The sequence below is a fragment of the Nocardia sp. NPDC059195 genome, assembly GCF_042754695.1.
In the GTDB taxonomy this organism is placed as follows: Bacteria; Actinomycetota; Actinomycetes; order Mycobacteriales; family Mycobacteriaceae; genus Nocardia.
In genome coordinates this window covers 83059-95895 of the sequence record NZ_JBHZBG010000004.1, presented here as the reverse complement: position 1 = coordinate 95895, position 12837 = coordinate 83059, and the positions used below count along the sequence as shown (strand labels likewise).

Here is a 12837-nt window from a genome sequence, read left to right as displayed (position 1 = left end):
GGTCGGGGCCAGCCAGTCGCAGAGGCCCGCTTATCGCGGTCCAGTTACCGAGAGGACTTTCGCAGTCGTGACCCAGATCCGGGCCAATGCCCTTGACGAGCTCTCCTGGCGCGGGCTTGTCGCGCTGTCTACCGACGAGGACGCGCTGCGTGCTTCCCTGGCGGCCGGCCCGGTGACCTACTATTGCGGCTTCGATCCGACTGCGCCGAGCTTGCACATGGGTAATCTCGTGCAGCTGCTGACGATGCGTCGCTTGCAGGACTTCGGGCACAAACCGATCGCGCTGGTCGGCGGCGCGACCGGTCTCATCGGCGATCCACGCATGTCGGGTGAGCGAGTGCTCAACGACCACGAAACCGTGGCGGCCTGGGTCGACCGAATTCGCGACCAGGTTCAGCGATTTCTGTCTTTCGACGGCGACAACGCGGCCGTGGTCGTGAACAACTTGGACTGGACCTCACCGATGTCGGCGCTCGACTTCCTTCGCGAGGTGGGCAAGAACTTCCGGGTGAACCGGATGCTCGCCAAGGAATCGGTGTCCGCGCGGCTCAACAGCGAGGCCGGGATCAGTTTCACCGAGTTCTCCTACCAGCTACTGCAGGGCATGGACTTCTACCAGCTCTACCGCAGGTACGGCTGCACGTTGCAGACCGGCGGATCCGACCAGTGGGGAAACCTCACCGCAGGCGCGGATCTGACTCACCGCATCGAGGGAATCAGCCTGCACGCCTTGGCGACTCCGCTGATCACCAAAGCCGACGGCACCAAGTTCGGCAAAACCGAAGGTGGCGCGATCTGGCTCGACCCGGAGATGACCTCGCCCTATGCCTTCTACCAATTCTGGCTCAACGCCGAGGACTCCAAGGTCGGCGACTACCTCAAGATCTTCACCTTCCGCAGCCAGGACGAAATCACGGCGCTCGAGGAAGCCGCCAAGGAGCGACCCGCGCAACGAGAGGCCCAGCGCGCTCTCGCCGAGGACATCACCACCCTGGTCCACGGTGAGGAAACGATGCATCGGGTGCGCGCTGCCAGCCAGGCACTGTTCGGCAGTGGCGACCTGACAACGCTGGACGCATCCACCCTCGGCGATGCGGTGCGTGAACTGCCCTCCGCATCGATCTCAAGCGGGACCCACAGCGTCGTAGACCTTTTCGCTGCAACTGGTCTGGTCGACAGCAAATCCGCAGCCCGTCGTGCGGTGACCGAGGGCGGCGCTTACGTCAACAACCTCAAAGTCGACACCACCGAGGCGGTGGTGGACACAACGGATTTGCTGCACAACCGATGGATCCTGCTTCGGCGAGGCCGCAAATCGCTTGCTGTCGTCGAAGTCGGCTGACAGAAAGTTCAGGCTTGGACTGTGACTCGCCGACACGAGTCACAGTCCAAGTCTTCGTCGGACCCCACCCAGGTGCGTTCGGGAACTGTGTGCCGAATCCGACCGACCAGAGGACCGCTGAATGACCGAGCGGCTGATGATTCTCGACCTTGATGGAACCTGCTATCCCTCGAGCTCTGCATTGACCCGTATCATCGACGAACGCACAACTGATTTCCTTCTGAATCGCGCAGGACTGACCTCGGCGGAGCTCGCCGCGATGGAGGAGCGGACGCCGTCGATTCTGAAAGCGCTAGCCCTACTCGACATTCCCCGTGTGCAGTGGGCTACAGCTGTCTACGAGGCGGTGCCCTATCAGCAGCTTCTGAGCCCTGATCCCGCGCTGACCCGCGCCTTGTCACGCATCGCCGCGCATCGCATCGTCGTCACGATGGCCCCTCAGCGACACGCGATCGCTGTGCTCGGAGCACTCGGACTCACCGCGGCGATCGATCACACGATCTCGGTCTACGAGACCGATCACACCGACAAACACGACATCTACCGGGCGCTGGTCGAGGAATACGGCGCATCCAGGACAACTGCTGTTGGGGACAACGCGACCCTCGATCTGGATCCGGCCGCAGCATTGGGGTGCAGGTGCGCACACATCGATCCGCAAGGTCGATCAGGGGCCTATCCGGCCTTCCGTGATCTGGCGCAGGCTCTGGTCACCCTGCCATAGGCATTGCGCAGCAACAGGATTCGTTTTCGCAGCGCCTTGCCTGGATGCTACGTCCTGCTACGTTCCGGTGAAGCCGATGTGGCTCGACCCTAAGAGGTATGACCACGACGATCCCGAGCGCTCCCTCAACCCCGTTGCCGCACAACATTTCCGGCGACGATGGGCAGGGTCGAGGCGAACCGCTTCTCGACCTCTTCCAACATCCCGATAGTGCTGACCTCGCCGACGTTCATCGCTGGTTGGGTGTGCTGGAGAACCTCGTCGGGCCCTACATTGATGCTGCGGCTCCACGTACGCGGCGAGAGGACGTTCGATCGTTCGGCCAGATCCTCGAACACGAGTCCCTGCCACGTGAATCCAGTTCGCCGGAAGCCGTGCTCGCAGAGCTGGCGCCGTATTTCCAGGGCATGATGCGCTGGAACCACCCCGGAACCATGATCAACGTGACGCCGCCCCCGACGACACCGGCCGTCGCCGTCGCGGCGTATGCCTCCGCGCTCAACCCCAACGGTGCGCAGGACATGTCCAGCGGCCTGCTACTCGGAACCGAGCTCGCGGTGGTGAAGATGTTGTCCCAGTTGGCAGGGATCGACGTCGACAGATCGGGCGGGGTGTTCACGTTCGGCGGCAAGAGCACCAACATGCACGCAATCAAGCACGGCATCCAGCGAGCACAGCCACAAGCTCGCCGCGAGGGCATTCGTACTCCGGTTCGGGTGGTGTCCTCGACTCAAGGCCACCCCTGCCACGAGGAAGCATGCGGGTGGCTGGGAATCGGGGAAAGCAGCTGCCTGCGCGTACCGACCCGACCAGACGGCTTGATGGACCTCGCGGCCCTGGAGAACACCATCCGCACCAGCATCGGTGCGGGAGAACAAGTCGTGACGATCTTCGCCAACGGCGGCACCACAATCCAGATGCTGGTCGACCCGATCGGTGACATCGTGGCCCTGCGGGACCGGCTCGTCGAGGAACTGGGCTTGGACTACGTGCCCCGTGTTCACGTCGACTCTGTCGTGGGCTGGGTGTGGCTGTTCTTCCGCGACTACGACTTCCAGACCAACCCCTGCGGATTCCCGGCGGCGACGCTGAGCCGCATCCGCACCCAAGCCGCCCGGATCGCCGAGATCCACCTCGCCGATTCCTTCGGCGTCGACTTCCACAAGACCGGGTTCGCCTCCTATGTCTCGAGCATCTACATGGTGGCCGACCGGAACGAGATCTACCAGCAGGGTGGAATCACCGACGCAGACCACCCCATCGGCGGCGGCGGCCGTAAAGGCTTGCCGCACCAAGACCTTCAGTTCGGAAACCACTCACCATTCCAGTACACACTCGAACTCAGCCGTTCGATGGCCGGACCCTTGCAGGCTTACGTCAACCTGAAGATGCTCGGCGTCGCCGGCTACCAACGCCTCATCGGGGGCCTGCTCGTGTCCTCGCAGCGGTTCGCCGACGAGCTCACGGGCCAAGGCCGATTCGAAGTACTCAGCGACGCCGACAGCCACGGCTTCGCCGTGCTGTTCATCGCCAAACCTGCCGTAGACACACCATCGCTGTTCGACCGGGCGTGGACACGAGCCGACCTGGAATCGATCGCGCGCTACAACTACGGCTTCTACCGATATCTGTTCGAACAACAGGCGCTGGGCCGCTGCCCGATCGCCTGCGACTACTCGTCGGGTTATCACAAGCTGGTCGGTGGCGCGAAGATCGGCGTCCACAAGTCCTACCCTATGTCGCCGTTCTACGACGAGGACACCGCGGTCGCCTTCGCCCTCGTTTTGGGCGAGATGCTCGCCGAATACGACCGCCAACCCGCAGACCGGATTCCCGCCGAGGGCCCACACGAAGCCCGGCCGTTGATCTTTCGACCCGGGTCGCTGACATGATCGACGGACTCTATCTCTCGACGTTCTTCGACATCGGTCCCCTGAAGAACCTCCTCGACATCCGCCTGCGCCATGACCACGGAGCCGCTCTGTGGGAACTCGACAAAGGCACGCTCAGACTCCGGCGCTACTGGGAGTTCGAGCGAATCAGCGGCCTCAAGCAGCACAGTCGCGCTCTCTACGACCTGAACCAGGCCCGACACCTCCTGCGGCACCTCCTGGCAGAGGAAGGCGCCGACCTTCGCGACGTCGTCGAAATCTGGGGGACACCCGGTATCGAAACCAGCACCGACTACCAGGCCACCTTCGGTAGCGCCTACGCATTCCACGGCATGGCGCACCTCATGACGGCGCTGTTTTGCCAGAACCCGGCACCGTTCACCGAACCGATGGTGGCAATGTCGCTGGACGCTGGTCCCGACTGCCTGTTCGAACCCGACGCCTACGACCGCCACTACTACCCGGGCTGCGTCATCGACGACCGCGGCCTGCGAATGTTTCCCTGCGAGTCGCCGGGCAGGCTTTGGTCCTACGCCAGCAAGAAGTTCGGCCTCCGCGAAGGAACGCTGATGGCGCTCGCCTCTGCCAGTGACGACGACGCCGAGCTGGATCTGACCGTCTTCGATCGGCTACCCCTGCTCGATCTTTCGGCGCGACGTGCCGCCGCCGACATCGTCGACACCATCGATTCCCACGTACGCGCCGACCGGCGGACCGGTCGCAGCTCCGCGACGTCTGGAGCGGGAGCTCTGACTCCAGCTGAACTCCACGTCAGTGCCGTCATGAAAATCATCGCGAGACTTTCACTACGGGTCGTCCGGCGCAACTTCGACCTTGCCGAAACCGAGTACGGAGCGGACCTCGCTGCGTCGCGGTTGGCTTTGGCCGGAGGCTTCGCTCTCAACTGCCCGACGAACTCGCAACTGCTGCAAGATGTCCCGTTCACTGACTATCAGATCCCGCCTTGCACCAGCGACAGCGGCATCGCCCTGGGCACGGGGCTCGCCGCGTTCTATACACAGCTGCGCAGCGGCGCGGTCAGCACCGAATTCGACACCGCCTACTACGGACAAGGCCCTGGTGACCTCGCCGAGGAACTCGACCTGGTGTCGGACCTCGTGGAGAACCTTGAGCCGATATCGGCAGATGGTGTCGCGGAACTCCTCGCGCGAGAAGGGATCGTCGCGTGGGTCAACGGCCCGGCCGAAATCGGTCCCAGGGCGCTGGGCAACCGATCCCTGCTCGCCGATCCTCGATCGCTCGAGGTCAAGAACCGGCTCAACCAGATCAAACAGCGACAGTGGTGGCGCCCTGTGGCACCACTCGTTCTCGACGAGGACGGGCCCGACTATTTCTGCGATTATCGGCACTCGCCGTACATGCTGCTCAACTTCCACACCACCGCTCATGCGCAAGCAACGGTCCCCGGAGTCCTTCACCTCGATCACAGCGCTCGCACACAGTCCGTCAGTGCCAGCACCAACCCCGACCTCGCACGAGTCCTTCATGAGTTCAAACGGCACACCGGGGTGTCGATTCTGGGCAATACCTCGCTCAATGACGCCGACGAGCCGATCATCAACCGTCTCTCCGAGGCCGTCCACTTCGCCGCAGGCAAGGGGATTCGATCACTCGTCGTCAACGCGACAACTCTGATTACCCTGCACGACAACACGAATCACTATGTCGGGCCTCGACCGCGACAGCGCCGGTTCTTCGAGGCACCCGCTGGTGCGGATACTGGCGCGGTTGTCCGTGAGCTCAACCCACATGACCTCGACCGGCGCGAACTCACCTATTTCTACGACAACCCAGCACTTTTCGGCACCACAGATATCGGGATCGCAGACGACGCGAAAGATGTCCGAAGCCGGACTGAGGCTTACTTGCGGGAAAATCCCGGCGCGTTGGACCGACGATGACCACGCTCCCTGACACGCTCCTCGAGGGACACGTTCGTCACTACGCCAACTTTGCCGAAGCCGACCGAACACGCATTCTCGCCGCCGTTATCAAGAATTACGCCCGCAGTGTCGATCCCTCCGATCCTGGCCGCTACGCACAGTGGCAAGCGGCTGTAGATGACCTCGCCAACCCGCTCAATGATGACCTTGTCCGATCCCACGCCCGACGACTGGCGCTGCGTACCAGGCCGCCACCCAAATTCGGGGCGCGATCGCTGTTGGTTGAGATCGGGGCAGCGGTACAGCAGACCGCCATGACCGCTGAGGAGCAATTGGGCCTTGCGTTGGACATGCACGAGCAGGGTCTCGCACCGGTACTGACGTACGCCTTCAACCTGTGGGGCGCTACAGCCGCCGACCCGAAGACCGTTGGTCGACGCCTCACTGAACTGACGGTCATGGGTCTCTACCGCCTTGCCGAAGCCCAGAAGCCACCTCCCGATACAACATTGCTCGGATCTGGCTCCGCCGCTGACGTGATCCGAACTGGTGGGCGGGTGCATAAATATCCCAGGAACTATGCAGCTCGTGAGGTATTGCTCCCGCTAGAGTTCGCCAACTATCAGGTTCTGGCTCAGACGTGTCTTCACGATCGCATCGCCACGAACGCTGCGTTCGATCCGAGCACGCGGATCCTGTACCACGATTACGTTCCAGGAGATGACGGTGAATCCATGCTGAGATCTGGATTCCGGCCGAATCTGCAACAGCAGGAAGATCTGAGATCCCTCCACGGGACTCTCCGATGCGAGCTGCCCGAACGCCGACTGGTTCTTGACCTTCATCCCGGTAACTTCGTTTGGGACGCTACGCGCGCCCGGTGGGTGCTTATCGATATCGGCCCGATTCCCGTTGTCGGCTCCGAGGAATACGGTGTAGACGGCTTCACCTCCTACTACACCCATACATGGCTAAACCGCCTGGACAGAGAACACGTGGAGCCGATTCGATCGATCGATTACAGCGTCGGGTTTCGGCCGAGGTAGTCATCTCGGTGCCGTCCTGGTCGTCGCTATCACGGTCCCACCCCAATTTTCGTGTCCTCTCGCTAGTGCTGCAGTTGGCCGATGGCGGCGTAGGCGGCCAGGTCCCAGGTGCCGGGGTGTAGAGGCCGCAGGGTGTCGTGCTCGGTATCGGTGGGCCGCCATCGGTGCGGTGCGATCAAGCCGGGAGCGGCGAGCCGGTAGGGGGCCAGCATCGTGGTGATCGTGTCGCGGTCGCGTGGGTGAAAGGCGATGCCCGCGTCGTCCAGAGCTGCGGCGGCGCTGCTGATGTCGTTCCCGGCGATGTCGTCGGTGATGTGGCTGAACACGATCCAGGTTCTGGGCGGGAGCTGGCGGGTCAGTGAGTCGAGGACGGCGGGGGCGTCGGCGAGGTGTTCGGCGGTCCCGGATAGGCAGACCGCCATCGGTGCGGTGGATTCCATGACCGCGGTGATCTCGGCGAGGACGGCGGCGGTGTCGGTGAGGTCGATCTTGGCGACGGCGTTGTTCGGTTCGGTCAGCAGGGCCTGGGCGTGGTTGGTGGCGAGGAGGTCGTTGTCGATGTAGAGGATGCGGGCGGTGTCGCTTGCGTGGTTGGCGATCTCACCGATGTCGGGGTACAGCGGGAGTCCGCATCCGAGTTCGACCACCTGGGTCACCTGATGCGTGTGGCTGAGGTATTCGACCGCGCGCCGCGCGAAGCGGCGCGCTTCGGCCATGGCGATCGCGAGCTGGCTGTCCCGAAGAAGCTCGGCGATAACACGATCGAGCTCGTAGTGGTCTTTGCCGCCCAGCAACGCATTGCACACACGGGCGGTGTTGGGTTGTCTGGTGTCCAGCACTGTTGGGTTGGGGGCTGTCATGTCCTGTCCTCGCCGGAGAGTGCCGCGAGCCCACGAAACAACCTCACGGCTGCTGTGACGAGGGGTACGGCGTCGGGTTGTTGCGGGGGCTCGCGGGCAGTCGGTTGGATCAGATGCCGGACTCGGTGTGGCTGGCCAGCGCGCGGACGAGGATGGCGTGGGCTTCCTCGCCGTAGACGGCCGTGGTGGCGAGCAGGTCGAAGGTTCGTTCGACCAGCTCGACGGTGTCGGTGTTTTCGAGCGGATCGGTGATTCGCTTGTTGTCGGAGTCGGTGGCGTTGCTAAAGTCGAAACTGTCTGCTGGGGCGAGGAATTCGGCGTTGAGCACGATGATGCCGATGCGGACGTGTTCGCGGGCGGTCAAGATATTCATCAGGTGCCGGATCTGCGTGGCCATCACCTCGGAGCTGCCGACGGTGACTCGCAGCGCGGCCTCGTCGATGAGCATCTGAAAGTCGTACCCGGGCATGTCGAGAACGGTCTGGCGTTGCAGACGCGCGAGCGCAAGGGCCTCGTTGTCGTCGGCCATACCCATCACGGCCGAGCATCTGTCGAAGAACGCACGGGCGTAGTCGTGGGTCTGCAACAGTCCCGGGAGGAGTTTGGTGCTGTAGGAGCGCTGATTGATGGTGTCGGACTCGCTGGCGATCAGGCTGCGCTGCAACGCTTCCGGCCCGCCATCGGTGTCGTCGTACCGACTCGTGTTGACCATGGTTCTAACCTCTCCGAGTCATTTCGTTGGCTGAGATTCGGTGGAGAGTTCCACAGGGTGTGGTTCGTGTGAGTCGGGTCGGCGTCCCCGGAGGCCGGGAGGACGGTCGGCCTCCGAGGACGTTCCCCACCCTCGGACCCGACCGGCTCGGGGGTTCGCCGGATTTCGTCCGAGGTATTCGGTTGGTCTATGCAGGGGTGGCGGTGATCTCGCTGATCAGGGTCACCCCGTCGAGGGTGCGGGTAGTGATCGTCTGTTCGGCGATCCAGGGTTTGATACCGGGCCGGAACTCGCCCACGGTGACCTTCCACCGCGCCGAATCGTCGAACGAGTTCAGAGACGAGATGCTGACGCAGTGGCGTGTGTCGGCGGGAACGGCATCGATGCCGGTCGGCAAACGGTCACCGGCCGCGTTGACCGAGTCGGGAGTGAGGGAACCGGCGTGCCTGCTCGGCAGAACGATCCACGTAATAGGCATGATTGAACCCAAAGATCACGGCCGGACCGCTCGCGGTGTCGCCGGGACCGGACCCCGTGAACAGGTCTGGCTCGGTGGGTTCCTCGCAGCCGGAACCGGTCGGCTGCGTGCTCCCGTCCGGGGCGGTCACGACCGCGATCACGGCCAGCGCGGCGAGCGTGCCCAGCATGGCCGCCGCTATCCGGCGGTGGCGACGTGTGCGTGGAGTGGGAGTGGTGGTGTCGAATTTCGCATACATGGTGGTTTTCGGGCCCTTCGGTGTGGATCGCGGGGTAGGGGTGGCCCCGGTCGTCGCTGGGAACGACTCCGGGGCCACCTCGGCGTGGGACGAAGGCAGACCGAGATGCTGTGGGTCTCGCTCGGATCGTCACGCCAGGCCATTCGGGTAATTGGAAGCCGCGCGGTACACGGGTCACGGCAGGAGGTAAAGCCGCTCGTTTGGCAGGCGCGGCAGTCCGGCGCAGTGGCCGGGGTAGACGGCGACGGTTCCGGGGCGGCGGGCGGCCACGTCGCAGACGAACACCAGGGCGGCGGTTAGACACGCGACGAAATAGATCCGCACACCGGACAATTCGACGGAGAGTCGAATGTCGGGTTCGTCAGGACAAGGTGACCGGCCGCCGTTGTTCATCGTCGGGTCTGCCTCAAGATAGATAGGGCGCGTGCGATCACCACGGCCCCAGAGGGACGGAACGTGCTGATCGCCGGAGATGCCCACGTGCGCACCATCAAAGGGTCCGGTGCCGGAGAGGGCAACGCGATATCGCCTTCGCGGATCACTACCACCCTCGCTTTCCATAATCGGGCCACGTCGCCGGGATCGCCGATCGGCCGGATATCCGACCTCACGAGGAAGGTCCACATCTGGGCGCGCGGGTGCCCGATGATCGACAACGGTGTGACCCCGCTCCCCTCGAGAGTGGTTTTGACCTGCTGGGCGAGCTGAGTCGGCATCATCACCGCACCGATCCGCCCGGCGCGCATCGTGATTCGCCCCGTTGGCGCGTCGACTACGGTCGGCAGTGAGCACTCGCGCCGGTAGAACTCACATCGCGATCGGGGTGTCTCGGCGAATGCGGAGACAGGCGGACTGATCTGTGTCATCGCGGCTCCCCGGAAGATTCGATCTCGGCAGCGGGGCCGTTGCTTTCAGCCGGCGGTGTCGTGGATGCGGTCGTGAGCCACCCGGCTACCGTCATCGCTTCGAGCGTGTTGGCAAGATCGGTGAGGGATCGGGTGAAAGTGTGGGTGGCCTCGATATGCGCGACAACCTTCACCGAGGAATCCTCGATCTCTCGGCCTCGCTCGTCTGGTAGCGAAGGCTCAGCCTTCAAATCCGATGAGAGCTCGCACTCCTCGGTCCGCGACCTGTCCTCCTGCAAACTCAAACCCATCGCTTGCGCCCCCTGCCCTCGTGGCGGTGTGAAACCGCCACCTCTTCGGTGCCGGTGATGGTTGAAATCCTGATTCAGTTGGGATGGTCTTGGGTTGATCGCCTGGTAATCGCCTGGTGATCATCTGGTACGCGCATACCAGCCGCCGGGCAGCCAGCACCCCCATTCGGGCCGTAGCCTGAAATCGTGGATGAAACTTCGCCGCGTACACGCCTCGAGCAATTGGTGATCCGGAAGAGGCTCACCACTACCGAGTTCATGCGCGCCTTCAATCGAACTGCTACCGCGCTGGCGGAGGAAACGCAGGGCGACACGACTGAGATTTCCTGGCCCCAGGCCCGCCGATGGATTCGGGGTGAACTGGCGGGCTTGCCGTACCCGATTGCTTGCCGAGTGCTCGAGAGAATGTTCGCCGACGACGCCACCAGCGTCGAGGAGTTGTTCGGGCCGCCGGTCGCAGAGGAGCCACGACCAGATGTCACGAAACCGACTGCCCCACAAACGGTATTGGCGAGCGACAACTCGCCGCAGGAGGCTTCCTCATCGAGTGTTGGAATCGAGGAGATGACGAACATGGCGGCTGCTGAGTCTGCGGCGTTCAGTGCGTTCTCAGAGCAGTCGAACGTGGGCCCGCATACTCTTGAGCAGTTTCAGGAGGACCTCAAACGCATCGTCGCCGTCTACCCCAACAGGCCGGTATATCCGTTGTTCATCGAGTTGCGTACCCTTCGGGATCGCGCGTTCCGACTGCTTGAAGGGCGCCAGCCACCTGGCATGACTCGCGATCTGTATCTCGTCGCTGGAACCGTATGCTCGGTACTCGCGAATGCCAGCTTCGACCTCGGCAACATTCGTGCGGCCGAAACCCAGGCGCGCACAGCCTATCTGTGTGGTGAACTCGCTCAGCATAACGGGCTGAGGGCATGGGTTCGCGGCCTGCAAGCGCTCATCGCCTATTGGGATGACCGATGTGTCGAGGCAGCAGATCTTGCTGGTCAGGGCTGGGGCTTCGCACCCGAATCAGGGACCGCCCGCGTCCGTTTGGCTGCCACAGAAGCCCGCGCCCGCGCCCGCATGCGTGACACACGCGGGACCGAGGACGCCCTCGCGCGCGCTGAACGCGCCCGCGATGCGGTGCTCGGCCCGGACGCTCCCGGCGGAATGATGGCCTTTCCGGAGGCGAAACAGGCGTACAACGCTGCCGAAGCACGTCTGTGGCTCGGGGGCGATGCTAATTGCGCGGCGGCTGAACGACTCGCAGAGCAGTCTTTGCAGCTTTACCTTGCCGATCCGCCCGAACTTCGCCGCCTCGGCGAGATGTCTTTGGCTAGACTCGATCTCGCAGTTGCGCGATTGCATCGGCGGGATCTAGATGGCGCTGCTGAGCAGATTGAGCAGGTCCTCGAGACGGGTGGGCAGCGACGTATCGAGAGCGTCGGTCGACGTCTGCTTCAGATCAGCACCGCATTGGAGAGACCGTACTTTCAGACCTCGGCTCTCGCCGGGAGTGTGCGTGACCGCATCAGAGATTCCCCGTTCAATAGCGCCCGTGCGCTCGGTCCGGGACGATCACAGTCATGATCATCGGCCTGCTTCATCCCGGCAACATGGGGTCTGCTGTCGGTGCGCGCCTGGTCGCCGCTGGCCACACTGTCCTGTGGCATCCGGTCCATCGCGGGAGCGACACTCACCGACGTGCCGCTGCCGCTGGTCTCATGCCATGCGAAGATCTGGCCGCTCTACTCCATCGCGCGGAAACGGTACTTTCCATTTGCCCTTCCTCCGCAGCGATCGAGGTCGCAGAAGCGGTCTCCGAGCACAATTATCACGGTGTATATGTCGATGCCAACGCGATCAGTCCACAACAGATGGAGCACATCGCCGCGCTGCTCAGCGGCGCTGGGGCGGCTGTGGTCGACGCGGCAATTGCCGGGCCACCGCCACGTGATGGGCGGTCGGCGAAGTTCTTCCTGTCAGGCCCCGATGAGGCCCGGGGCCGCTTCCGCGATCTACTCGTCGACGATGCGGCCCTCATGGCCGAAGAACTCGGCGAAACCCCCGGCACCGCAAGCGCTCTCAAAATGGCTCTGATCTCCTACCAGCGGCCCGCTCGGCTGCTCGCCGCCCTCTCCTACGGTCTTGCCGACCACTATGGAGTGACCGAAGCGCTCATTGCCGAGGCCGAGCGCACCGACATTGCGATCCTGTCCGACCGCAGTGCCCTATCTGGTGTCGCTGCCAGAGCGTGGCGTTGGCTTCCGGAACTGCACGAAGTCGCGATCAGTCAGGACAGTGCTGGACTACCTACCGGCTTCACCGATACCGCCACGAAGCTCTACGAACTTCTCGCCGAATACAAGGATCAATGGGACATCGCCCCCGAGCTCGTCATCGAACGCATGATCCAGCGTTGAAATCGTTCCATCAGCGCGGTCGCTGACCACCGACTGAAGGGCAAACCATCCGTGGACCGAGATCGTTCCGC

General features: G+C 63.4%; 12 protein-coding genes. 7 read left to right on the top strand and 5 right to left on the bottom strand.

Going from position 1 to position 12837, the window contains the following annotated elements; translation table 11 throughout:
* Positions 1-76 precede the first annotated feature (76 nt).
* From tyrS to ACFXKN_RS07540, 5 genes are all read left to right on the top strand, one after another.
* A complete protein-coding gene (gene tyrS, locus ACFXKN_RS07560; RefSeq protein ID WP_379432819.1) occupies positions 77-1342 on the top strand; it encodes a tyrosine--tRNA ligase in 1266 nt (421 codons plus the stop codon).
* A 121-nt stretch (positions 1343-1463) separates the two neighbouring features.
* A complete protein-coding gene (locus tag ACFXKN_RS07555) occupies positions 1464-2066 on the top strand; it encodes an HAD family hydrolase (protein WP_379432714.1) in 603 nt (200 codons plus the stop codon).
* A gap of 98 nt (positions 2067-2164) precedes the next feature.
* The gene (locus ACFXKN_RS07550) at positions 2165-3958 is read left to right on the top strand and encodes a pyridoxal phosphate-dependent decarboxylase family protein (protein ID WP_379432713.1); all 1794 of its coding nucleotides are present in this window, start codon (positions 2165-2167) and stop codon (positions 3956-3958) included.
* A complete protein-coding gene (locus tag ACFXKN_RS07545; RefSeq protein ID WP_379432712.1) occupies positions 3955-5880 on the top strand; it encodes a carbamoyltransferase C-terminal domain-containing protein in 1926 nt (641 codons plus the stop codon). The genes ACFXKN_RS07550 and ACFXKN_RS07545 overlap by 4 nt, the downstream gene beginning before the upstream one ends.
* Positions 5877-6908: a hypothetical protein gene (locus ACFXKN_RS07540; RefSeq protein WP_379432711.1), complete on the top strand. Its 1032-nt coding sequence runs from the start codon at positions 5877-5879 to the stop codon at positions 6906-6908. Before ACFXKN_RS07545 ends, ACFXKN_RS07540 begins: the two co-directional genes overlap by 4 nt.
* Positions 6909-6970: 62 nt before the next feature.
* Here ACFXKN_RS07540 and ACFXKN_RS07535 read toward each other — a convergent pair whose 3' ends face one another.
* The 5 genes from ACFXKN_RS07535 to ACFXKN_RS07515 form a co-directional block, all read right to left on the bottom strand.
* Positions 6971-7768, bottom strand: a complete 798-nt coding sequence (locus tag ACFXKN_RS07535) for an SAM-dependent methyltransferase (RefSeq protein ID WP_379432710.1) — start codon at positions 7766-7768, stop codon at positions 6971-6973.
* 109 nt (positions 7769-7877) lie between these two features.
* Complete coding sequence (locus ACFXKN_RS07530; protein ID WP_379432709.1) at positions 7878-8480, bottom strand: Scr1 family TA system antitoxin-like transcriptional regulator; 603 nt, start codon at positions 8478-8480, stop codon at positions 7878-7880.
* A 187-nt stretch (positions 8481-8667) separates the two neighbouring features.
* Complete coding sequence (locus ACFXKN_RS07525; RefSeq protein ID WP_379432708.1) at positions 8668-8958, bottom strand: hypothetical protein; 291 nt, start codon at positions 8956-8958, stop codon at positions 8668-8670.
* 412 nt (positions 8959-9370) lie between these two features.
* Positions 9371-9676, bottom strand: coding sequence for a hypothetical protein (locus tag ACFXKN_RS07520; RefSeq protein WP_379432707.1), 306 nt, complete (start codon positions 9674-9676; stop codon positions 9371-9373).
* A 382-nt stretch (positions 9677-10058) separates the two neighbouring features.
* Positions 10059-10235: a hypothetical protein gene (locus ACFXKN_RS07515; protein ID WP_379432706.1), complete on the bottom strand. Its 177-nt coding sequence runs from the start codon at positions 10233-10235 to the stop codon at positions 10059-10061.
* A gap of 303 nt (positions 10236-10538) precedes the next feature.
* Here ACFXKN_RS07515 and ACFXKN_RS07510 point away from each other — a divergent pair, with 303 nt between their 5' ends.
* On the top strand, positions 10539-11933 hold the full coding sequence (locus ACFXKN_RS07510; protein ID WP_379432705.1) for a hypothetical protein: 1395 nt from the start codon (positions 10539-10541) through the stop codon (positions 11931-11933).
* Entirely contained in the window at positions 11930-12766 is an 837-nt protein-coding gene (locus ACFXKN_RS07505) for a DUF1932 domain-containing protein (RefSeq protein WP_379432704.1), read from the top strand. Before ACFXKN_RS07510 ends, ACFXKN_RS07505 begins: the two co-directional genes overlap by 4 nt.
* Positions 12767-12837: the final 71 nt, after the last annotated feature.